Source organism: Seohaeicola saemankumensis (assembly GCF_021021435.1).
Taxonomy (GTDB): Bacteria; Pseudomonadota; Alphaproteobacteria; order Rhodobacterales; family Rhodobacteraceae; genus Seohaeicola.
The window spans coordinates 126,482-148,884 of the sequence record NZ_JAINWI010000013.1; the positions used below are offsets into that span (position 1 = coordinate 126,482).

23 protein-coding genes are annotated in these 22,403 nt (G+C 59.2%); 14 read left to right on the top strand and 9 right to left on the bottom strand.

Going from position 1 to position 22,403, the window contains the following annotated elements; translation table 11 throughout:
* The first annotated feature begins 528 nt into the window (after positions 1–528).
* From urtA to K7H22_RS11885, 10 genes are all read left to right on the top strand, one after another.
* Positions 529–1,812, top strand: coding sequence for an urea ABC transporter substrate-binding protein (gene urtA / locus K7H22_RS11840; protein ID WP_230801026.1), 1,284 nt, complete (start codon positions 529–531; stop codon positions 1,810–1,812).
* 76 nt (positions 1,813–1,888) lie between these two features.
* Positions 1,889–3,847: an urea ABC transporter permease subunit UrtB gene (gene urtB, locus K7H22_RS11845; RefSeq protein WP_230801027.1), complete on the top strand. Its 1,959-nt coding sequence runs from the start codon at positions 1,889–1,891 to the stop codon at positions 3,845–3,847.
* 4 nt (positions 3,848–3,851) lie between these two features.
* Positions 3,852–5,081 (top strand): urea ABC transporter permease subunit UrtC, encoded by a 1,230-nt coding sequence (urtC, locus tag K7H22_RS11850; protein WP_230801028.1) that lies wholly within the window; start codon positions 3,852–3,854, stop codon positions 5,079–5,081.
* The gene (urtD, locus tag K7H22_RS11855) at positions 5,078–5,818 is read left to right on the top strand and encodes an urea ABC transporter ATP-binding protein UrtD (RefSeq protein WP_230801030.1); all 741 of its coding nucleotides are present in this window, start codon (positions 5,078–5,080) and stop codon (positions 5,816–5,818) included. Before urtC ends, urtD begins: the two co-directional genes overlap by 4 nt.
* A gap of 1 nt (position 5,819) precedes the next feature.
* A complete protein-coding gene (gene urtE / locus K7H22_RS11860) occupies positions 5,820–6,515 on the top strand; it encodes an urea ABC transporter ATP-binding subunit UrtE (RefSeq protein WP_230801033.1) in 696 nt (231 codons plus the stop codon).
* Positions 6,516–6,646: 131 nt separating this feature from the next.
* Positions 6,647–7,423 (top strand): transglutaminase-like domain-containing protein, encoded by a 777-nt coding sequence (locus K7H22_RS11865; RefSeq protein WP_230801035.1) that lies wholly within the window; start codon positions 6,647–6,649, stop codon positions 7,421–7,423.
* A gap of 104 nt (positions 7,424–7,527) precedes the next feature.
* Positions 7,528–8,316: an exodeoxyribonuclease III gene (locus K7H22_RS11870; RefSeq protein WP_230801037.1), complete on the top strand. Its 789-nt coding sequence runs from the start codon at positions 7,528–7,530 to the stop codon at positions 8,314–8,316.
* Positions 8,317–8,392: 76 nt separating this feature from the next.
* Complete coding sequence (locus K7H22_RS11875) at positions 8,393–9,304, top strand: thioredoxin family protein (protein ID WP_230801038.1); 912 nt, start codon at positions 8,393–8,395, stop codon at positions 9,302–9,304.
* Between the two features lie 26 nt (positions 9,305–9,330).
* Positions 9,331–9,975, top strand: a complete 645-nt coding sequence (locus K7H22_RS11880; protein WP_230801039.1) for an LON peptidase substrate-binding domain-containing protein — start codon at positions 9,331–9,333, stop codon at positions 9,973–9,975.
* On the top strand, positions 9,972–10,154 hold the full coding sequence (locus K7H22_RS11885) for a Trm112 family protein (RefSeq protein WP_230801040.1): 183 nt from the start codon (positions 9,972–9,974) through the stop codon (positions 10,152–10,154). Before K7H22_RS11880 ends, K7H22_RS11885 begins: the two co-directional genes overlap by 4 nt.
* Before the next feature lie 90 nt (positions 10,155–10,244).
* Here K7H22_RS11885 and K7H22_RS11890 read toward each other — a convergent pair whose 3' ends face one another.
* Entirely contained in the window at positions 10,245–11,684 is a 1,440-nt protein-coding gene (locus K7H22_RS11890; RefSeq protein ID WP_230801041.1) for an aldehyde dehydrogenase family protein, read from the bottom strand.
* Positions 11,685–11,924: 240 nt separating this feature from the next.
* Here K7H22_RS11890 and K7H22_RS11895 point away from each other — a divergent pair, with 240 nt between their 5' ends.
* From K7H22_RS11895 to K7H22_RS11910, 4 genes are all read left to right on the top strand, one after another.
* Positions 11,925–12,572 carry a peroxiredoxin gene (locus K7H22_RS11895; protein ID WP_230801042.1) on the top strand — a complete coding sequence of 216 codons (648 nt, stop codon included), beginning with the start codon at positions 11,925–11,927 and terminating at the stop codon, positions 12,570–12,572.
* A gap of 177 nt (positions 12,573–12,749) precedes the next feature.
* On the top strand, positions 12,750–13,262 hold the full coding sequence (locus K7H22_RS11900) for an ATP-dependent zinc protease (RefSeq protein ID WP_230801043.1): 513 nt from the start codon (positions 12,750–12,752) through the stop codon (positions 13,260–13,262).
* A gap of 48 nt (positions 13,263–13,310) precedes the next feature.
* Positions 13,311–14,216 (top strand): 30S ribosomal protein S6--L-glutamate ligase, encoded by a 906-nt coding sequence (gene rimK, locus K7H22_RS11905; RefSeq protein WP_230801044.1) that lies wholly within the window; start codon positions 13,311–13,313, stop codon positions 14,214–14,216.
* Positions 14,216–15,259, top strand: coding sequence for a succinylglutamate desuccinylase/aspartoacylase family protein (locus K7H22_RS11910; RefSeq protein ID WP_230801047.1), 1,044 nt, complete (start codon positions 14,216–14,218; stop codon positions 15,257–15,259). Before rimK ends, K7H22_RS11910 begins: the two co-directional genes overlap by 1 nt.
* A 27-nt stretch (positions 15,260–15,286) precedes the next feature.
* On the opposite strand, the gene K7H22_RS11915 is transcribed toward K7H22_RS11910, so the two are convergent.
* The 8 genes from K7H22_RS11915 to truB form a co-directional block, all read right to left on the bottom strand.
* A complete protein-coding gene (locus K7H22_RS11915; RefSeq protein ID WP_230801048.1) occupies positions 15,287–15,688 on the bottom strand; it encodes a hypothetical protein in 402 nt (133 codons plus the stop codon).
* 4 nt (positions 15,689–15,692) lie between these two features.
* Entirely contained in the window at positions 15,693–16,451 is a 759-nt protein-coding gene (locus K7H22_RS11920; RefSeq protein WP_230801049.1) for an esterase/lipase family protein, read from the bottom strand.
* A 151-nt stretch (positions 16,452–16,602) separates the two neighbouring features.
* A complete protein-coding gene (gene pnp / locus K7H22_RS11925) occupies positions 16,603–18,741 on the bottom strand; it encodes a polyribonucleotide nucleotidyltransferase (RefSeq protein ID WP_230801050.1) in 2,139 nt (712 codons plus the stop codon).
* A gap of 170 nt (positions 18,742–18,911) precedes the next feature.
* Positions 18,912–19,181, bottom strand: a complete 270-nt coding sequence (gene rpsO / locus K7H22_RS11930) for a 30S ribosomal protein S15 (protein WP_230801052.1) — start codon at positions 19,179–19,181, stop codon at positions 18,912–18,914.
* Between the two features lie 154 nt (positions 19,182–19,335).
* The gene (locus K7H22_RS20075; RefSeq protein WP_269063100.1) at positions 19,336–20,379 is read right to left on the bottom strand and encodes a calcium-binding protein; all 1,044 of its coding nucleotides are present in this window, start codon (positions 20,377–20,379) and stop codon (positions 19,336–19,338) included.
* Positions 20,380–20,470: 91 nt separating this feature from the next.
* Complete coding sequence (locus K7H22_RS11945; protein ID WP_230801053.1) at positions 20,471–20,785, bottom strand: DUF5665 domain-containing protein; 315 nt, start codon at positions 20,783–20,785, stop codon at positions 20,471–20,473.
* A gap of 35 nt (positions 20,786–20,820) precedes the next feature.
* Positions 20,821–21,348 (bottom strand): DUF1643 domain-containing protein, encoded by a 528-nt coding sequence (locus K7H22_RS11950; RefSeq protein WP_230801055.1) that lies wholly within the window; start codon positions 21,346–21,348, stop codon positions 20,821–20,823.
* Positions 21,349–21,394: 46 nt separating this feature from the next.
* Entirely contained in the window at positions 21,395–22,306 is a 912-nt protein-coding gene (gene truB, locus K7H22_RS11955; RefSeq protein ID WP_230801059.1) for a tRNA pseudouridine(55) synthase TruB, read from the bottom strand.
* Positions 22,307–22,403 lie beyond the last annotated feature (97 nt).

The window sequence follows — 22,403 nt, forward strand, 5'->3', positions numbered from 1 at the left end:
CTGTCTTGACGCAGATCAAAGTGGTATTCTGCAATCAGAATTAGTTTTGATGGCAAGAGATCCCGTCGCATATGCGGGTTATCATATGCACCTCCCTGTTGGACTGCCCCGGCCTGGTGCCGGGGTTTTTTTTGGAGCGCCGTTGCCGCACCGTTCCTTGCGTGACGGGTGTCTTGATTCTGCGAAAGGCGCCGCTTGCGTTTTCTTCCACCCGTGAATCTGTGCCCTCTATCGCTTAATAAATCGGCATTTGCCCAAAATTAGGCAGAATTGCTGTTGGTGCATTGAAAAATGCTGCGCCTGCAAAGACTGCAATTGCGCAACTGTTCGGCGATGTTCTCAATCATCCATGCGGATGCCGCTCGGGTGGTCCGCAAATGCCGCGCAGAGGTCCGATCCTGGCAGATTGCCCCTGCGCGACGGCAACAATGATGTTGCGGATGGATCTATGCCTCTGCGCGCGCAAGTGAATTGCCCGCTTCAGGCTAAAGACCCTTTCCGCAGGTATATGACTGGGGACATAATTCAATGACCAAAAAGACAAAATTCGCAGCCCTCGCCGCAGCTGCTATCGTGGCAAGCGCCGGAACAGCCTCGGCGCAAGATTGCCCGATCAAAGTCGGCGTGCTGCATTCGCTTTCAGGTAGCATGGCCATTTCCGAGACGACTCTGAAAGACGTGATGCTGATGCTGGTCGAGCAACAGAACGCCAAGGGCGGTTTGCTGGGGTGCCAGCTAGAAGCGGTTGTGGTCGATCCCGCTTCCGATTGGCCGCTTTTCGCTGAAAAAGCGCGCGAGTTGCTGACCGTGAACGAGGTTGACGTGATCTTCGGTAACTGGACCAGCGTGAGCCGCAAATCGGTGCTGCCGGTGATCGAGGAGTTGAACGGCCTGCTGTTCTATCCGGTGCAATACGAAGGCGAGGAATCTTCCCGCAACGTATTCTATACAGGCGCTGCGCCGAACCAGCAGGCGATTCCCGCCACAGATTATTTCCTTGAGGAACTCGGCGTCGAGAAATTCGCGCTGCTGGGGACCGACTATGTTTATCCGCGCACCACGAACAACATTCTCGAAAGCTACCTGATCTCGAAAGGGATCGCGAAAGAGGACATCTTCGTCAACTACACGCCTTTCGGCCATTCCGACTGGGCCACGATTGTGGCCGATGTCGTGGCGCTGGGCGCTGACGGCAAACAGGTTGGTGTGATTTCGACCATCAACGGTGACGCCAATATCGGCTTTTACAAGGAACTGGCCGCAGCGGGCGTGTCGGCGGAAGATATACCTGTCGTTGCCTTCTCGGTCGGGGAAGAGGAATTGTCGGGTCTGGATACATCAGAACTGGTCGGCCATCTGGCAGCGTGGAACTACTTCATGTCGGCTGATACGCCTGCCAATGCAGAATTCATCACCGCGTGGAAAGCCTTTGCTGGCGAAGACCGCGTGACCAACGATCCGATGGAAGCGCATTACATCGGCTTCAATATGTGGGTGAATGCCGTAACCGCTGCGGAAACAACGGATGTGGATACCGTGCGCTCTGCCATGTACGGGCAGGAATTTCCGAACCTGACCGGCGGCACCGCAGTCATGCTGCCGAACCACCATCTGGCTAAGCCTGTCCTGATCGGCGAGATCCGCGCTGACGGTCAATTCGACATCATTACCCAGACGCCCGAAGTCGAGGGCGATGCCTGGACGGATTACCTGCCGGAATCGGCGGTTCTGACCAGTGACTGGAAAGAACTGGGTTGCGGGATGTATAATACCGAAACCAAGACCTGCGTTCAGCTGACATCGAATTATTGATGTGGCGATCAGGGGGCGCGCCTTTCCGCGCCTCCTTTTCCGGCAAATCCTTCTGATTCCAGATCAAGGGCATCCCATGATTTTTCGCCTCGTCTGTGTCGCTTTCGCGATTTGCCTCGGGCTGTCCGCTGCGCGAGCCCAGGCTCCTGCCACGCCCTTGCAGGACGTCCTGCAGCAGAATGCCGATGCCGTCGCCAATCCGTCACGCGGAACCGTCGACAGCCTGATCGCGGCGCTGCTGGAAAGTGATCTTGACGGTGTTCCCGTGTTTCTGGAGCGTTGGCGCGACCGTGCCGTCTATCAACGGGTCAGCGACGGCCTTTTCTTCTTTGGTACTGCAACTGATGGCGGCTTTGACCTCACCGATGTTGACACCGGGGCAGACGCGGGGCGCGCGACAAGCACCGAAGTGTCGGAACTGCGACCCAACGCAGGTGTGCGGCGAGTGATCGGTGGTGCGCTGGTGGCGTTCCAGCTTCTGGACAATGATCCAGCCAGACGTGTTGCCGCCTTGGACGCGATTGCGCGCAGCCCTTCCGACGACCAGTTGGGCCCATTGCGCCGGTCCATCGAAGATGAACCCGATCCGGCGCTGAAAGATCGCAAAATCCGGCTGGAGCGCTTGCTAGCCGCCCGTTACGCCGAATCCGAAGCCGAGCGGATCACAGCGATTGAAAGCCTGCGCGGCGATCTTGGGGTGGATGCGCGCGCGGTGTTGAACCTGATCCTGACAAGCAGCCCAGCTGTTTTTGCGACCATGCCGACAGACCGTAACATTGCCGCTGTTCTGACGCCGGGCAGTGACGATCTGAGCGAGGAAGCTGCCTATGATCAGCTTGTCTCGGCTGATCTCGCGCCACCTCTGACGGGGGTAGAGCCGATCAAGGCGGCATTGATCGCCGCGATTGATGGCGGGCAGGTTGCGGGTATCCCCGTGGCCAGCCTGACAACCGATGATGCGCGCGAGTCAGCCTATGAAGCCTTGGCTGCAGCGGGTGCGGTGCCACCTTTGGTCACACTCGAGGATCAGGCGGCGTCCCTGGCCACGCATAGTTTCGTGCTGCTCTATGCCGAACCGAACAAGGCCATCACCGATGCCGCGCGCGAGACTCTTGACGCAATCGGGATGCAGGTGGCGAGGAATCAGGCCGCAGATCTGGCGCTGGACGGGTTGTCGCTGGCCTCTATCTATTTTCTGGCGGCTATTGGTCTGGCCATCACATTCGGGGTGATGGGCGTTATCAACATGGCGCATGGCGAGTTCATCATGATGGGCGCCTATACCGGTTATGTGGTGCAACTGTTCATCCCCGATTACACGCTGTCGCTGATCGTGGCGCTGCCTTTGGCCTTCGCGGTGACCTTTGGCGCAGGTGTCGCGATGGAACGGCTGGTGATTCGCTGGCTCTATCACCGGCCGCTGGAAACGCTGTTGGCGACATTCGGGATTTCGATTGCCTTGCAACAGCTTGCCAAGAATATTTTTGGCACGCAGGCGCGGCCTCTGACCTCTCCTGCATGGCTCAGCGGTAACCTGACCTTCAACGAGGTGGTCTCGATCAGCATGATCCGCGTCGCGATCTTCGTGCTGGCGCTGATGTTCCTCGGGCTGCTCATCTATATCCTCAAGCGGACCCGCCTGGGGCTTGAGGTGCGCGCGGTGACGCAAAACCCCGGCATGGCCGCGTCCATGGGGATCAATCCCGACCGGATCAATATGCTGACTTTCGGGCTTGGTTCGGGCATTGCAGGCATTGCGGGTGTCGCCATCGGGCTTTACGCCAAGGTCACGTCCGAGATGGGATCGGAATATATCGTGCAAAGTTTCATGACGGTTGTTGTCGGCGGTGTCGGCAATGTCTGGGGCACCCTGGCCGGGGCGACGCTGATCGGGTTCCTGCAAAAGGGGATTGAATTCTTCAACCCCAGCAACACGCTGGCGGCGCAGACCTTTATGATCCTGTTCATTATTCTGTTCATCCAATTCCGGCCCAAGGGCATCGTCGCCCTCAAAGGCCGCGCGGCGGGAGATTGACGCCATGACACGTTCGTTCATTGCCAAAAACCCGTCGGTCCTGTGGTTCCTGCTGGCGCTGTCGGTCTTTTCTATCGCGGTTACATTGCTGTCCGAGGCGACGGGTACGGGTCTGATCTCGACCTCCTTCGTCAAGACATTGGGCAAGACGTTGTGCCTGTGCCTGATCGCCATCGCGATGGATGTGGTCTGGGGATATTGCGGTATCCTCAGCTTGGGGCATTTCGCTTTTTTCGGGCTGGGTGGCTATGCTATCGGGATGTGGCTGATGTATGCGCGGACCGAATTGATCGTGGTCGAGTCCCTTGCCAATGCCGCCCTTCCGCCCACGGACAAAGAGGTGGTGGATGCCATAGCAAGCCAGATTTTCGGGGTAGTCGGCGCCTCGGAGTTTCCGCTGATCTGGTCATTTGCCCATTCGCTGACGCTGCAACTGGCGATGGTCGTGCTGGTGCCCGGTCTGCTGGCGTTGGTGTTCGGCTGGCTGGCCTTCCGCAGCCGCGTCACAGGCGTTTACCTGTCGATCCTGACGCAGGCGATGACACTGGCGCTGTCGCTCTATCTTTTTCAGAACGACAGCGGATTGCGGGGCAATAACGGGCTGTCGGGTTTGCAGAATATTCCGGGGCTTGATGCGGTGCCGCAATCAGTGATTTCCATCGCATTTTTCTGGGCCTCCGCCGTGGCGCTGGGCGTGGGCTATGTCCTGTTCGCATGGGTCGTGTCGGGCAAGATGGGTAGCGTGATCCGTGCCATCCGCGACAATGAAAGCCGCGTGCGGTTCCTTGGCTATCATGTGGAAAGCTACAAGCTTTTCGTTTTTACACTGACTGCCATTGTCGCAGCTATCGCCGGCGCGCTCTACTATCCGCAGGCTGGTATCATCAACCCTGCCGAGATCGCGCCTATTGCCTCGATCTATCTGGCGGTTTGGGTGGCTATCGGCGGGCGCGGACGGCTATATGGCGCGGTGATCGGGGCTGCGTTTGTGTCGTTGCTGTCGTCGTGGTTCACGGGTGGATCGGCCCCTGCGGTCAATCTGGGCTTCTACACGATCAACTGGACCGACTGGTGGTTGGTGCTGCTGGGCGTGTCTTTCGTGGCGGTCACGTTGTTCTTTCCCAAAGGCATTGGTGGTCTGTTCGACTTGATCGTGCTGAAACCCGTGGCCGACCGGCAAGGCGATTACGGCCCCGACAAGGGCGCGTGGCGCAAGGAGGAGGGTGAGCCATGAGCACGCTGCTAGAAGTCTCCGGTGTCAGCGTCACCTTTGACGGGTTCCGCGCGATCAACAACCTGTCCATCAGCATCGGACAGGCCGAATTACGCGCGGTGATCGGGCCGAACGGGGCGGGCAAGACTACCTTCATGGATATCATCACCGGAAAGACCAAGCCGGATGTTGGGCGTGTGATCTGGGGGCCGCGCAGCCTGTCGCTGCTGGATATGTCGGAAAGCGAGATCGCGCGGCAGGGGATCGGGCGCAAGTTCCAGAAACCGACGGTATTCGAGGCGCAGACCGTGCGCGAGAACCTTGCGATGGCGCTGAAGAACCCGCGCGGGCCGTTTGACGTGCTGTTCTACCGCAAAAGCCGCGCCACAGCGGCGCGGATCGACGAGATCGCGGAAGAGATCGGCCTGACCGACGATCTGCCCCGTCGTGCCGGAGATTTGAGCCACGGACAGAAACAATGGCTGGAAATCGGGATGCTACTGGCGCAAGACCCGCAACTGTTGCTGGTTGATGAACCTGCTGCCGGTATGACGCCAGCCGAGCGCGAGCACACAACCGCGCTGCTGGTGCGCGCGGCGCAGACGCGTGCGGTGGTGGTGGTCGAGCATGATATGGAATTCGTGCGGCGGCTGAACTGCAAGGTGACGGTGCTGCACGAAGGTTCGGTTCTGGCTGAGGGCAGTCTGGATCATGTGACCAAAAACCAAGACGTTATCGACGTCTATCTGGGACGCTGACATGCTGGAAATTTCCGATCTGACCCTGAAATACGGGCAAAGCCAGATCCTGAACGGGATCAGCATGACCGCCAAGCCGGGGCAAGTGACAGCTGTGATGGGCACCAACGGGGTAGGCAAGACAAGCCTGCTCAAGGCTATCGCAGGGCGGCATCCCTATTCCGGCGGCACGATCACCTTGGACGGTAGCGTTCTGGACCACGCCAGCGCGTTTCAGGCGGCGCGGGCGGGTATCGCCTATGTGCCGCAGGGGCGCGAGGTCTTTCCGCTGATGAGCGTGACCGAGAACCTGATGACGGGTTTTGCCTGTCTGCCCAAGGCCGACAAAGCCATCCCGCCGCGCATCTATGATTTGTTTCCCGTGCTGGCCGAGATGAAGGACCGGCGCGGCGGGGATCTTTCGGGCGGGCAGCAACAACAGTTGGCGATTGCGCGGGCGCTGATCACCAGGCCGCGCGTATTGTTGCTGGACGAACCGACCGAAGGTATCCAGCCCAATATCATCAAGCAGATCGGTCGCGTGATTGCCGCTTTGCGTGATGAGGGCGAGATCGCGATTGTGCTGGTCGAACAGTTCTTCGATTTTGCCTACGAACTGGCAGACGAATTTGTAGCGCTGAACCGCGGTACGGTGGTGTTGAGCGACCCCAAAGCCAAGGTGGATCGTTCGACACTCTTGTCCCGCGTTTCCATCTGACCACACGGCATCCGTCTGTTGCATGCCTTGATGCGGGTATTATCCCGTTGCATTTGCCGCTATACCCCCCGTTCCCGCGCTGGCTGTCCTGAGGGCTGCGCCACTGAATGCAATAACCGGATCGGAACCCCATGCGCCTCGAGATTGACGTCAATATGCAATATATGCTGGGCGACGGATCCATGGTTCTTCTGGTTATCGAGGCTGCGCGGACGCAAGGCCAGACGGTTCTGCACGAACAGCTTGATATTGCGGATGCCACGCTGACCCGTATCGCCGGAGAAGGCGGCGTGGGGCACCGTCTATGGGCGCAGGTCGCCACAGAACAGATGAACCTTCGCTACCGCGCCGAGGTCGAGATTACGCGCCCGCAGATCGCACTGGAAAGCCTTGGTCCGACCCCGATCCACGACTTGCCCGGCGATATCCTGACCTATCTGCGGCCATCGCGTTTCTGCCAGTCCGATCTGTTTCAGGACTTCACCGTGCAAAACTTCGGCGCGCTTGAGGGTGGTCGCAAGATAGTGGCCATCAGGGACTGGATCGCCAGCGAGATCAGGTATGTTCCCGCCAGTTCAAACCCCGAAACCACGGTTGTCGACACATTCGCAACGATGGAAGGGGTGTGCCGCGACTATGCCCATCTGGTTTGCGCCCTGGCGCGGGCTGCTGACATTCCTGCGCGCTATGCGTCGGTCTATGGGCCGGGTGTTGATCCGCAAGATTTCCACGCCGTGGCACAGGTCTGGCTTGAGGGTGGCTGGCACATTGTCGATGCCACGGGCATGGGGTCGGCGGCTGATCTGGTTCTGATTGCAGCGGGGCGGGACGCCTATGACATTGCTTTCATGGAAACACGTTCTTTGGCGCAACTGGTCAACCAGACGGTCGACGTACGGCGCCGGTAACCCCGTCCTTTCGCTTCGACAGGGGATGCTGTCTGGCATACCCCTTCCCCCTTGCGGTTTTCCTGTGCTAACCCTCGGCCCGAAACAAAGGATCGGAGACGCGCATGCCCTTTACCCTTGCAACCTGGAACATCAATTCTGTTCGGCTGCGCGAGGGGCTTGTTTGCAAGCTTTTGTCCGAAGAAGCGCCGGATGTCCTGTGCCTTCAGGAATGTAAAAGTCCGGTAGACAAGATCCCCCTCGAAGGGTTTCAAGCGCTTGGTTACAACCATATCGTGGCGCGCGGGCAGAAGGGTTATAACGGGGTTGCGATCCTGTCCAAGCTGCCGCTGGAGGATATGGGCGAGATGGATTTCGCAAGCCTCGGACATGCCCGCCACGTAGCGGCGCGGTTGCCCAACGGGGTCGTGGTCCATAACTGCTATGTTCCCGCAGGCGGCGATGTGCCCGATCGCATGGTGAACGAAAAATTCGGCCAGAAACTGGATTACCTGACCGAGATGCGGGACTGGTTTCGCGGTGACCGCCCCGAGCGGGCCATTCTTGTGGGTGATCTGAACATCGCCCCGCGCGAGGATGACGTCTGGAGCCACAAACAGTTGTTGAAGATCGTCAGCCACACACCGATCGAGGTGGACCATCTGGCGCAGGTGCAAGAGTCCGGAAACTGGATCGACGTGACCCGCGCCGATATTCCCGAGGGGCTATTGTATAGCTGGTGGTCCTACCGCGCGGCGGATTGGAACGCTGCCGACAAAGGGCGGCGACTTGATCATGTCTGGGCCACTAAGGACATTGCACAGGCAGGGCATTCCAGCCGCATTTTGCGGGATGCCCGCGGATGGACGCAACCCAGTGATCATGCACCGGTCTTTGCGACCTTTGACCTTTGAATTCACTGACACCCTGCCCCATATATGGGAAAAGCGATATGGCCCGTTGCGGGCCGCACAAAAAGGATGATGCAAGATGCTGGAACTGGGACAGAAAAAACCTGAGCCGCAGAATGATCTGATCAAGGACGTGACCGAGGCCGATTTCATGGCCGAGGTTGTCGATGCCTCGATGACCGTTCCCGTGATCGTCGATTTCTGGGCACCATGGTGTGGTCCTTGCAAGACATTAGGGCCACAGCTTGAAGAGGCTGTGACCGCCGCAAAGGGCGCTGTCAAAATGGCTAAGGTCGATGTTGACCGCAACCAGATGATCGCGGGGCAGTTGCGCGTGCAATCCATCCCCACAGTCTATGCCTTCTGGCAGGGACAACCCGTTGACGGATTTCAGGGGGCCGTGCCTGCATCCGAGGTGCAGGCCTTCGTCAAGCGCGTGGCTGACTTGGCCGGCGAAGCCGATGGCGGATTGGCGGACGCGATTGAAGCTGCCGAAACCATGTTTTCCGAAGGTGCCTTTGATGATGCGGCGCAAACCTTCGCGGCTATCCTCGAGGAAGACCCTCTTAACATCGCATCTTATGCCGGTCTTGTGCGCTGTCATATCGCCAAGGGAGAACTGGAAGAGGCTGAGGCGGTCTTGAACGGTGCCCCCGTCGAGATCGCCAAAGCAGCCCCGCTTGAAGCCGCGCATGCCCAGTTGGAGCTTGCCAAGCAGGCCGCTGGTGCTGGGCCCGTCGCCGAGTTGATTGCAGCTGTCGAAGCGAATCCTGATGATTTGCAGGCCCGTTTCGATCTTGCGCTGGCGCTTCAGGCGGCCAATCGCATGGAAGAGGCGGTTGAGGCGTTGCTGGAAATTTTCCGACGTGATCGCGAATGGAATGACGGGGCTGCAAAGCAGCAATTGTTTATGATTTTCGAAGCTCTCAAACCGAACGACCCCGTTGTGCTGAACGGGCGGCGCAAACTGTCCTCAATGATATTTGCCTGATGGGCATTCCGGTCTAGGTCAGGGTCATGGGCAAAAAAATTGACATGCCGGAAGTGATCGCGGTGTTCCCGCTGCCCGGGGCACTGATGCTGCCCCGGTCGCGCCTGCCTCTTCACATCTTTGAACCGCGTTATCTGGCAATGCTGGAAGACGCGCTGAAAACACCTGAACGCCTGATCGGGATGGTGCAACCCAACAAGGTGCCGGGTCGTGATGGTCACGGGTTGCATCAGATCGGTTGTGCAGGACGCGTCACCCAGTTTTCGGAAACCGAGGACGGTCGCTATCTCATCACCTTGTCGGGAATGTCACGGTTCCGTGTGATCAAGGAAGTCACAGGGTTTACGCCCTATCGCCGCTGTGAAGTGTCGTGGAGCGGGTTCGAACGTGATCTCGGGCGCGACGAAACAGATGATGGATTTGATCGCGAAACGTTCATGAATCTTCTGTCGCGCTATTTCACGGCACGTGACCTTCAGACGGATTGGGAAAGCCTGCAGGATGCGGATGACGAGTTGCTGATCAATTCGCTGTCGATGCTGCTGGACTTCGATCCCGAGGACAAACAGGCGCTGCTGGAAGCACCTTGCCTGTCAACGCGGCGCGAAACGCTGGTCACATTGATCGAATATTCGCTGCGCGGCGGCGATTCCGAGGAAATCATGCAATGATGGATGGTCCGCTGTTTGACCGTCGTATGCTTGAGGCCCTTGTGTGCCCCCGCACGGGCGCGCGCCTGAACTATGATGCAGAGGCGCAGGAACTGGTTAGCAAGCCAGCGCAACTGGCCTATCCGATCCGCAATGGCATTCCTGTGATGCTTGTCGACGAGGCGCGCAAGCTGGCGTGAACGCGCGCCCGGTTTTGCGCTTTTCCGGCCTATGAAAAAAACCGCCGCCCGGCGTCCCGGACGGCGGTTTTTCATTTCATTGCCGGTGGGTTACTCGGCGGCCCAGCCGGCGACCGATTTCACCTCAAGGAAATCTTCGATCCCCCAAACGCCACCTTCGCGCCCGTTGCCGGATTGCTTCATGCCGCCAAAGGGCGCACCTGCGCCGCGCGACTGGCCGTTGATCTCGACCATGCCCGAACGCAGTTGCAGGGCGACGCGGTTCGACTTGCTGCTGTCCTGCGTCTGGATGTAATTGGTCAGGCCATAGACCGTATCATTGGCGATCCGGATCGCCTCTTCTTCTGTCTCGAACGGGATGATCGACAGCACAGGGCCAAAGATTTCCTCACGCGCGATGGTCATGTCGTTGGTCACATCGGCAAAGACCGTAGGTTTGACAAAAAAGCCGCGGTTAAAGCCTTCGGGACGACCTGTGCCGCCTGCAACAAGGCGCGCCCCTTCGTCGATGCCCTTTTGGATCAGGCCCTGAATCTTGTTGAACTGCGCCTCGTTCACGACGGGTCCGATGTGGCGACCAGAGTCATGCGCGTTGCCGACCGTGACGGAATTGGCCACCTCAGCTGCGGTTTCAACGGCTTTTTCATAAACGCCCTTCTGCACCAGCATACGGCTGGGCGCATTGCAGGACTGGCCTGAGTTGTTCATCATATGCATCACGCCGCGCTTGACGGCTTTGTCGTCGGCATCTGCGAAAATGATGTTGGCCCCTTTGCCGCCTAGCTCCAGGTGCACCCGCTTGAGCGTATCCGCTGCCGCCTTGGAAATCGCGATCCCTGCGCGGCTTGAACCAGTGAAGCTGACCATGTCCACGTCCTTGTGGCACGACAACTGGCTGCCGACACCGACACCGTCACCGTTCACAAGGTTGAAGACGCCTTTGGGGAAACCGGCCTCATGCATCATCTCGGCAAAGATGATCGCGTTGAGTGGGCTTTCTTCGGACGGTTTCAGAACCATTGTGCAGCCAGAAATCGCCGCCGCGATCACCTTGAGGGTGACCTGGTTCATTGGCCAGTTCCAAGGCGTGATCAACGCGCAAACGCCGACTGGTTCCAGAACGATGCGGTCATTTGGGGCGTGATCGCCCAAAGGACGACTGAATTTGAATTCCTTGGCCGCTTTCAGAAAGTTACTGATATGCCATGTACCAGCCCCGACCTGCGAGGCGCGGGACATGTCGATGGGCGCACCCATTTCGGTGGTCATCGCCTGCGCCAGATCATCGCCGCGCGCCTTGTAGACTTCCAGCAGTTTTTCCACCAGCGCGATGCGCTCTTCCGGCGGGGTTGCCATCCATGCAGGGAATGCGGCTTTGGCAGCGGCAACAGCCGCATCGGTATCGGCCTGACCGCCCAGCGAGATAACGGCGCAAGGCTCTTCGGTCGAGGGGTCGATCACGTGGTGATCACGACCTTCAATAGGGTCGACCCATGCACCATTGATATAGAACTGACGTTTCTCGATCATCGTGGAACCTCCAATTGCAAGTGAGGTGCGGTGCCGCGTACTGCACGGGGCGCCGGACCTGTCCGGTATTCCCGCGCAATCTGTCAGTGCTTTCGCCCCGCTGCAAGAGTAAGGGACGGGCAGTTGAGAAATTTGATCAAATTACTCACGGTAACATGATGGAGCGCAGCCTTGCCTTGAGGGTGGTTGCGGGCGTATGCGTGCCGCGAATGCTTCGATGACAACAGAAGGGATTAGACCATGGGCCTGCGCATTAATGATATCGTTCCGAATTTCACCGCCGAGACAGATCAGGGCAGCATCACCTTTCACGACTGGATCGGGGACAACTGGGCGATTCTCTTCAGCCATCCCAAGGATTTCACGCCAGTCTGCACCACTGAATTCGGGGCCGTGGCGCAATTGGCCGAGGAATGGGCCAAGCGTGGCACCAAGGTGATCGGCCTGTCGGTCGATGGTCCTCAAGAGCATGTGAAGTGGAAATCCGATATCGAGGGCTTTTCTGGCGCCAAAGCGGGTTTCCCGATCATTGCGGACAAGGATCTGGCCGTGTCCAAGGCGTTCGACATGCTGCCTGCCGATGCCTATCTGCCGGATGGACGCACCGCGGCGGATTCGGCCAGTGTGCGGTCGGTGTTCATCATCAGCCCCGACAAGAAGGTGCAGTTGATTATGACCTATCCCATGTCGGTGGGGCGAAATTTTGCCGAGGTGCTGCGCGCGCTGGATGCCCTGCAAGCCAGTTTCGGCGTGCCGATCGCCACGCCCGCCAATTGGGTGCCGGGGCAGGATGTGATCGTCGCGCTAAGCCTGAATGACGAGCAGGCCCGTGCCCGTTTCGGCGCGTTTGACGCCAAGCTGCCCTACCTGCGGACAATCAAGCTTTAAGCGCAGGGGTAACCGCCCTTGCGCCAGACCCTGCGGATATTTTCCGCAGGGTTTTTTCATGGATAGTTCATACGGATGATGGACAAAGCCCAAGCGCGGGAATAGGCGGCGCGCCGGGGGATGCGCGGGCGACGTCGGACTGATAGACTCGGAGCGTGCACATCACGGGATCACCACATGCCGGAGACAACAGGCACCATGGCCACTACCAAATCCGGCAAGGTCAAACCGCCGTCCATACTGATCGGATGGCGTGAACGTATCGCGCTGCCTGAGCTGGGAATCACGCTGTTGCAAGCAAAGATCGACACGGGCGCACGTACGTCCGCGCTTCACGCCACGCGGCTCAAACGGTTCGAGAAGGACGGCGCCGAATGGGTGCGGTTCCATATCCCTCATGCCAGCGGTCTGGCGGCCCGCGACGTCGAGGCGCCGCTGGTGGACCGGCGGCAGATCAAGAACACCTCCGGCAAGGGCGAGAACCGGTTGGTGATCGAAACCCTGCTTGTTCTGGGAGCGCGCCAGTGGCGGATCGAGGTTTCATTGGCGGACCGTTCCGAGATGGCCATGCCGATCATTCTGGGCCGGACCGCAATCCGCAAGCGCGGCCTGCTTGTGGATGCGGGCAAATCCTTTCTGGCAGGCAAGCCCGCGCCTGCATCTGCTCTACATCCTCAGCCGCAAGGCTGATCAAGACGTCACAACGTCTGAATTCGTTTCTCCGGAAGGACATGTTCCATGAAGATCGCCATGATGACCCGAAATTCGGCCCTTTATTCGCATCAGCGATTGAAGGAAGCCGCTGAAGCGCGCGGTCACGAACTGGATTTCGTCAACACTCTGCGTTGCAGCATGAACATCGCCTCGCGCAGGCCCGAGATCTATTATGACGGGCAAAAACTCCCTCGCTATGACGCGGTGATCCCGCGGATCGGGGCCTCGGTCACGTTTTACGGGCTTGCCGTGCTCAGGCAGTTCGAGATGCAGGGCGTGTACCCCTTGAACGAAAGCGTCGCCATCGGGCGAAGCCGCGACAAATTGCGCTCGATGCAACTGCTGGCGCGCGACGGGATCGGCTTGCCGGTAACGACGTTCGCCCACGACCCCAAACAGACCGAGGAAGTCGTCAAGCTGGCGGGCGGCGCGCCCTTGGTCATCAAGCTGCTGGAAGGCACGCAAGGGATCGGTGTTGTTCTCGCGGATACCGACCGTTCCGCAAAATCGGTGATCGAGGCGTTTCGCGGCGCGGGTGTGAACATCCTTGTGCAGGAGTTCATAAAGGAAGCGGGCGGCACCGATATTCGCGCCATCGTCGTCGGTGGTAAGGTGGTCGCTGCGATGCAGCGCACAGGGGCAGAAGGCGAGTTTCGGTCCAACTTGCATCGCGGTGGCAGTGCAAAACCGATCAGAATTTCACCAGAGGAACGCTCGACAGCGATCCGTGCGGCGAAATCTATGGGGCTGAATGTCTGCGGTGTGGATATGCTCAGATCGAATCACGGACCAGTGGTGATGGAGGTCAACTCCAGCCCTGGTCTGGAAGGTGTCGAAAAGGCGACGGGAAAGGATATCGCGGGCATGATCATCGAATTCATCGAAAAGAATGCGCGCGACGGTGCCACGCGGACCAAAGGCAAGGGCTGATGCCGTCTGCGCCTGTGTTCGAACTGGGCGGTATCGCGGTTCCCGCGGGGACACGGCAGACCATAGACTTGCCGGTGTCGTCCCTGTCGGATCATACCCCCGTGTCGATGGCGGTGCATGTCGTCCACGGGCGCAAGCCGGGGCCAGTGATGTTCGTATCCGCCGCGATTCACGGTGACGAGGTGATCGGCGTCGAGATCGTACGCCGTTTGTTGCGGACACCGAACCTTGACCGCATGTCCGGCACTTTGCTGGCTGTGCCTATCGTCAACACGTTCGGATTTTTGAACCACTCGCGCTATCTGCCCGACCGGCGCGACCTGAACCGGTGTTTTCCCGGCTCTGCCGAGGGCTCGCTTGGTGCGCGACTGGCGCATATTTTCCTGACCCAGATTGTCAGCCGCGCCGATTTTGGCATTGATCTGCATTCAGCGGCGGTGCAGCGCGCGAACCTGCCGCAGATCCGCCTGACGCCCGGCAATACAAGGCTGGAGCATCTGGGTGAGGCGTTTGGCGCGCCGGTCATGCTGCATTCCAAACTGCGCGAGGGCTCGCTGCGGATGGCGGCCGAGGCGGCAGGCGTGGATGTCCTGCTTTACGAGGCTGGTGAGGGGTTGCGGTTCGACGAGTTGGCAGCGCGGGCGGGTCTGTCGGGTATTCTGAGGGTGATGCAGGTGTTGGGCATGATCGGCCCCAAAGGTGTGCCACGTCTGCGCGCGCGTCCGGTGATCTGTCGGCGCTCGAATTGGTATCGCGCGCCTGCTGGCGGGTTGCTGCGGGCGTATCGCGGGATCGGTGATCTGGTCGAGCCGGGAATGGTGTTGGGGGCGGTGTCTGACCCCTTCGGCGTGGCCGAGATGGAGATTGTCGGACAGTCCAACGGTATCATCGTCGGGCGCAGCAACATGCCCGTAGTGAACGAGGGGGATGCCCTGTTCCACGTGGCGGAAACCCCCAAGGTCTGGCATGCCGAGGCCGCAATGGAAGGCGTTGCCGCGCAGATGGAAGAGGCCCCCCTGTTCGACGAGGACGAGATTATCTGATCCAGTCAAGCCGTGGGCGATACGACTTCAATCGTCGTAGGGCATGCGGGTCGTATCATCCAGATCTTCGGGCAGAAACTTCTGGAAGAAGCATATATCGTCGAAGAACTGCTTGTGGTCTGTCTTGTTCGTCAGGCGACCCGTGGCGGTTACCTTCGTCGCACGATCAAATCCGCTGCGCTGGTCCACCTCGCATATGATCTGAAAGTTGGGGTTACGCGAGGTGTAGCTTTTCAGGTCTTGTGGCGGAATGTAGGGGGCCATCGCCATGTCTGCGCTGGGCAAATGCTCTTCGAACGGTTGAATTGCGATTAATAGCAGATTGATGTCCCATGTGATCATGCAGATCGCTTCAAAGTCGATCACGCTGCCGTCGAAACGAACTTTCGGCTGAAAGCGCCGTTGGTCTTCGGGGCTGGGTTCAAGCATCCCATCAGCCTTTCAGCACATCCCCGACAAACATCGAAAGCGCCGGTTCGATATCTGGCAGGTTCTGAACCGCGCCATGTGGGTCGAGGGGAAGTTGCGGCCCGACACGCATGGACAGCCAATGCACCGGCCGCCCGAATCCAAGGCCGACACCGGTGGCAGAATTGATGTCCACGACACCATCATGCAGTTGTGGTGACGGGTTGGCATGGCTGAACCCTATGGCCGTCACATTCTTGCGAAAGGCCGCTTCGGTAGCGCTTTTGTTCAGTTTGCCCAGATCCTGACTGACCGGCATCATGGACATTGCGCCGTGGTTGATCGGCGGCACATGTAGCATCGTCCCCAGATGCGGCGTGCAATAGGTGAACAGGCGTCTTGGTTTCAGACCATTGGCAATCATCTGTCGCGCGACCAGTCCTCCCATGGAGTAGCTGAAGATCGAAAGGTTGTTGGTGGGGATATTGTTATTCTTGAGATATGCCGCGATTTCTTGAGCGCCATAGACGAATGACTGGTGCGTATTGTATCGTCCGAAAATGACCTGATAGCCCTGCTTTTCCAATTTGAAGCGTAGCCAGTCCACGGCAACAAGCAAGGCCTGACCCGGCTGATGGTTCTTCATCAGATCAAATCCATGGAGCACCAGCGCCACGCCCTTTGGTGTGGACATCGTGCCCATGTCGGGCGTCATATCCGTGCTTAGACGGACGCCATCATAGATTTCTGCTGCGGGGATTACGTCAGGGTATTCTGTGGTCATAGCTACACGCTCACTCGTTAACCAAAAAAGTACGAACCAATACGCTGAGGATGTACAGCGCCGCGCAGGCTGTCAATCATCTTGAATAGCCACACGAAAAAGGCCCCGATGAAACCATCGGGGCCTGAAGTTTACTTGCGGTAGATGCGGCTTATTCGCCTGCTTCTGCCTGTTCCGGCGCGTTCTCTTCGCCGGTTTCCTGATTGACGGTCTTCATCGCCAGACGGACCTTGCCGCGATCATCGAAGCCCAACAGTTTCACATAGACTTCCTGACCTTCCTTGAGCACATCCGACGGATGGTTCAGGCGGCGGTTTTCGATCTGGGACACATGGACCAGACCATCGCGCTTGCCGAAGAAGTTCACGAAGGCACCGAAATCGACCAGTTTGACCACGGTGCCCTTGTAGATCTTGCCTTCTTCTGGCTCGGCCACGATGGACCAGATCATGTCATAGGCTTTCTTGATCGCTTCCCCGTTCGGCGAGGCGATCTTGATGATGCCATCGTCGTTGATGTCAACTTTGGCACCCGAGACTTCCACGATCTCGCGGATGACCTTGCCGCCGGAACCGATCACTTCACGGATCTTGTCGGTCGGGATCTGCATGGTCTCGATGCGCGGAGCGTGGATCGAGAAATCAGCAGCACCGGAAAGCGCTTTGTTCATCTCACCCAGAATATGGATGCGGCCGTCCTTGGCTTGCGCCAGTGCCTTTTCCATGATTTCCGGGGTGATGCCCGCAACCTTGATGTCCATCTGGAGGCTGGTGATCCCGTTTTCGGTGCCAGCAACCTTGAAGTCCATGTCGCCGAGGTGATCCTCGTCGCCAAGAATATCCGACAGGATTGCGTAGGAGCCATCTTCCTCGAGGATCAAACCCATTGCCACACCGGCAACGGGGGCTTTGAGCGGAACGCCTGCATCCATCATCGACAAGGAACCACCGCAGACCGACGCCATCGAGGACGAGCCGTTCGATTCGGTGATCTCGGACACGATGCGGATCGTGTAGGGGAAATCCGTCGAGGCAGGCAGTACGGCCTGCAGGGCGCGCCATGCCAGTTTGCCGTGACCGATTTCACGACGACCCGGACCCGACACGCGGCCAACCTCGCCCACCGAATAGGGGGGGAAGTTGTAATGCAGCATGAAGTTCGATTTGAAGTTTCCATGCAGCGCGTCGATGAACTGCTCGTCATCGCCAGTGCCCAGCGTCGTCACAACCAGACCCTGTGTTTCACCACGGGTGAACAGGGCCGACCCATGGGTGCGCGGCAGAAGGCCGGTTTCGCAGACAATGGGCCGAATGGTCGTTGTATCACGTCCGTCGATCCGCTTGCCGGTCTTGACGACATCGCCACGCAGAACGCTGGCTTCCAGTTTTTTCAGAGCGGTGCCCAGATTGGAATCGGCCAGTTGCTCTTCCGTGAGGCTTGCCTTGATGGCGGCCTTTGCATCGGAAACCGCCGTCGTGCGCGCCTGCTTGTCGGTGATCGCATAGGCGGCGCGAATCTGCGCCTCGCCAGCGGTTTTTACGGCGGCATATAGCGCGCTGTAGTCTGCAGGCTGGAAGTTGAACGGCTCTTTCGCGGCTGCTTCGGCCAGATCAATGATCAGGTCGATCACGGGCTGGATCTGCTGATGCGCGAAAACAACGGCACCCAGCATTTCTGCCTCGGTCAGTTCGTAGGCTTCCGATTCCACCATCATCACTGCGTCTTTGGTGCCAGCAACCACCAGATCAAGGCGTTGCTCGGGTGTCAGGCGCAGGTTCTGCATGTCATCCACCGATGGGTTGAGGACATATTCACCGTCGACAAAGCCGACGCGGCAGCCTGCGATCGGACCCATGAAAGGGGCACCGGACAGGGTCAGCGCGGCCGAGGCAGCGATCATGGCCACGACATCGGGATCGTTTACCAGATCATGCGACAGCACGGTGCACATCACGAGCACTTCGTGCTTGAAGCCATCCACGAACAACGGGCGGATCGGACGGTCGATCAGGCGCGCGGTCAGCGTCTCTTTCTCGGTCGGGCGCGCCTCGCGCTTGAAGAAGCCGCCCGGCACTTTACCGGCGGCATAGTATTTTTCCTGATAATGCACGGTCAGCGGGAAGAAATCCTGACCGGGTTTGGGTTCCTTGGCGAAGGTCACGTTGGCCATCACCGAGGTTTCGCCCAAAGTGGCGATGACAGAGCCATCGGCCTGACGGGCAACCTTGCCCGTTTCCAGTGTCAGCGTTTCTTCGCCCCACTGCATAGATTTTGTCGTAACGTTAAACATCTCGTATCCTATCATGGTCTCCGGGGCCCATCCCCTTTGACCGTTTCATCAGGGGCCGCATTGCCCCTTGGCTTTTGGTGTTCTCATCCAGATTCCCCACAAAGCCAGATGGGGAACCATGCGGATAAAGTCAAAACCGCGCCCTTTGCGGGGGCGCGGTCTGTGTTCGCTTAGCGACGAATTCCAAGGCGCTTGATAAGGTCCTGATAACGGGCCTCATCCTTGCCCTTCAGGTAATCCAGCAGCTTGCGGCGCTGGGCCACCATCATCAGAAGGCCACGGCGACCGTGGTTGTCCTTCTTGTGGGTCTTGAAATGTTCGGTCAGGGTCGTGATGCGCGAGGTCAGAATGGCAACCTGAACTTCGGGCGAACCTGTGTCGCCTTCTTTGGTTGCGAATTCCTTCATCACACGTGCTTTTTCTTCGACAGTAATCGACATCGGGGTCTCCTTTAATGAAAGGTGAAGGGCGCAAGCCGGGATGTCGTCCAGCAGGGTCCGTGGAGATATTCGGCGGGTCAACCGCTTCGAATGCCCCGCCTATAGGGGAAAATCCCCAAATAGGAAAGCAGAAATAGCATTCCTGCCCAGCGGGTCAGTCTTGCCAATGGCTGGTTCCCGTCACGCTGGCAAGTCCGGATTCGGCGATCAGGATGATGTCGGAAAGTTGCAGACTGCCCGTACCCGCAAACGAGGCGACATGAACACCGTCCAAATACAGTTCTGTCCTGTCTTCTGCAGGGCTTCCGTCGCGCAATTCGACATCTGGTTCCTCGTTTACGGTGTCGTCAAACAGGACAAGCAAGCTGTCTTCGGCAGTGTCGAAATCCATGACTTGCACGGGATCTGCAATCCAGTGGCCAAGTGTAAAAAGGTCAGCGCCACGGCCGCCGCTGACAATATCGCCGTTGCCCGAAGATATTGTGTCGTCGCCATCCCCGCCGTTAAGATAGCTGGGCGGGGACAGATCATCCCCGGTGGCCACATTTCCGACAAGCAGGTCGTTCCCTACGCCGCCAAAAACGGTGTCCGCGCCGGTTCCACCGATCAGCGTGTCATTGTCCAATCCGCCATGCAGTGCATCGTTTCCGTCGCCGCCGAACAGCAGATCGTTGCCGGGGCCACCTTGCAGGCTGTCCATGCCGTCGCCACCGTAAAGTGTGTCATCGCCGGATTGCCCGAACAGCAGGTCGTCACCCTCTTCCCCGAACTGCGTGTCATTGCCGTCGCCACCGTAAAGCGTATCGGCATCATGACCGCCCAACAGCCTGTCTTCACCCTCGGCACCGTGCAGATCATCGCGGCCAGCGCCACCGATCAGCGTGTCATCGCCGCGCCGCCCGCCGATCTGGTCTTCGCCTGCACCGCTTGGGATAAGGTCGTTGCCTGCGCCGCCGGCAAGGATATCATCCCCCGAACCGCCGGCGATCACCGTCCCGCCGCCCTGCAGATCATCCAGTGCAAGGGTCAGCATATCAGGCAGGCCGGTCTCCGCTTGCTTTGGCGATGCGTCCGTTCTGGATGGCGCGCTTGCGTCTTCCTTGCCGTCGGCCGGGTCTTCCGCGCCAAAGGGATCAGCAAGGCCAGTTAAAGCAACACCCGCAACCAGAAGGCCGATCACCCCCGTCAGAATCAGCATCGCCGAACCCTTCACCGCACATCGCCCAAAAAGGCACACTGCATAACGCCATGCCGTCCGGCCTCCGGTCAAACGCAATCAGGTGACTTGGTTAATCCTGCTCGGGCCTACCGACGTCCCGCGGCAATTCGATCTCGCTGGCCAAACGCGACGCCCAATCGCCGATGATGGGCAGGAACTCGATCTGCGACAGCCACCAGGCCAGAACGGAGACAAGAATGGACGCGCCCAGAACCGAGCCCAGACCGAAGGCCAGACCGCGTGCGAACTGGAATCCGATCAGACGCCAGACAGAGTTGTGCACCTTGATGAAACGATGGGCGTTGAGGCGCTCGACCTCACGTGCCAATTCGCGCAGGGCGTCGGCTTGATCAGAGACAGGTTTGTCACGTGCGTCGTTGGGCATGGGACGTCCTTTCGGGATTTGAACCAGTGCGTGGCTCAGCCTTGCGCAGGCCACGGGATCGGGGGCTGGCTGTAGGCAATATAGAGCGGATGCTTGGGATGCCCTTCTTTTGTAAGGCCAAGATGGTGAAGCGGGCGCTGGGTCGCGCGCAGCAGGTGTTCTACTGTGCTGCCGCGCGCCATATGGGCGCCGTGCGTGCCCCAAGCGGCAATAATGCGGTCCGTGAAGGCTGCTGCCCAGTCGCAACTGTCGGAAATAGCATTATCATTCGCGGGGCCAACCGGGTCAGCGGCGGCGCGCATCGCGCGCGGATCGGTGTCGCGCCATGCAAATATATTGGTGACGCGAAAGCTTCCGAACCCCAGCGCACGGGCGCGCCGCTCGCATCGCTCTACCGTCGGGTCATTCTGCTTTTCGGTGGCGGTCGACGGGTTCAGCATCACGAACAGCGCGCGGGGGCCGTCGGGGTTCCAGACCCGCGTCAGCAGGTAGCGGTAGCGTTCGCAATCCGAGTAAACAGCCGTGGAAAGAGCGTCGCCCTTGAGGAATTCACGCGTGATCATGGCCTGTTTGTGCCTGTTGCACAGTCGATTTGCAATGCGTCGCGCCCTAGCTCTGGTTGAAGACGCGGCTCGGGTGAAGCTCGCCTGCCTTGTAGACACCGACCGCGACGGCGCGACCATCCAGGCTGGCCCATGCCTCGTCGCCATATTCCACGCCACCGGCATTCAGAACCATGCCCGGATTGCCGTTACGCAGCCGCGCCGCACCTTCCGGCGTGCAATGCAATTCGGGCAGGTCCGCAAGTCCGGTTTCGAGGGGCAAAAGATGTGCGTCCAGTTCCGGCGTGCGGGCCAGCGCGTCGATTGTCTCAAGGCTCAGCCCTTCGGTCGCATCGAACGGACCCGACCAGACGCGGCGCAGGGTGACGACATGGGCATGACAGCCTAGCTTGTCGCCCAGATCGCGGGCGATGGAACGGACATAGCCGCCTTTGCCGCAGGTCATTTCCAGCACGACATGATCAGCGTCGGGGCGGTCGGTCATCACCAGCTCCTCGACCCACAGGGGCCGCGCCGCGATCTCGAATTCTGCATCTTCGCGGGCCAGATTATAGGCGCGTTCCCCGTCGATCTTGACGGCGGAGAAGCGGGGCGGCACCTGCATGACGTTGCCTACGAAGGCGTGCAGCGCTTCTTTGATGGTGGCGTCATCGGGGCGGATATCGGAGCTAGCAATCACCTCGCCCTCGGCATCGTCGGTATTGGTGGCCTGCCCCAGCCGGATCGTGAAACGGTAGGCCTTTAACGCATCGGTGATATAGGGAACGGTTTTGGTCGCCTCGCCCAACGCGATGGCCAGAACGCCCGTTGCCTCGGGGTCGAGAGTGCCGGCATGTCCGGCCTTGGTGGCCTCCAGCGCCCAGCGCACTTTGTTGACCACGGCGGTCGAGGTCAGGCCCGCGGGCTTGTCCACCACCAGCCAGCCAGAAATGTCACGACCCTTGCGCTTGCGTCCCATGGTTCCGTCCCGTTGCTGTCAGAGCGCGGGGCCTAGCCCAAGGGCAGCGATGTGTCAAACGCAGCTGTTCCGCGCGTGATCGGTGGTGGGAGCCGTA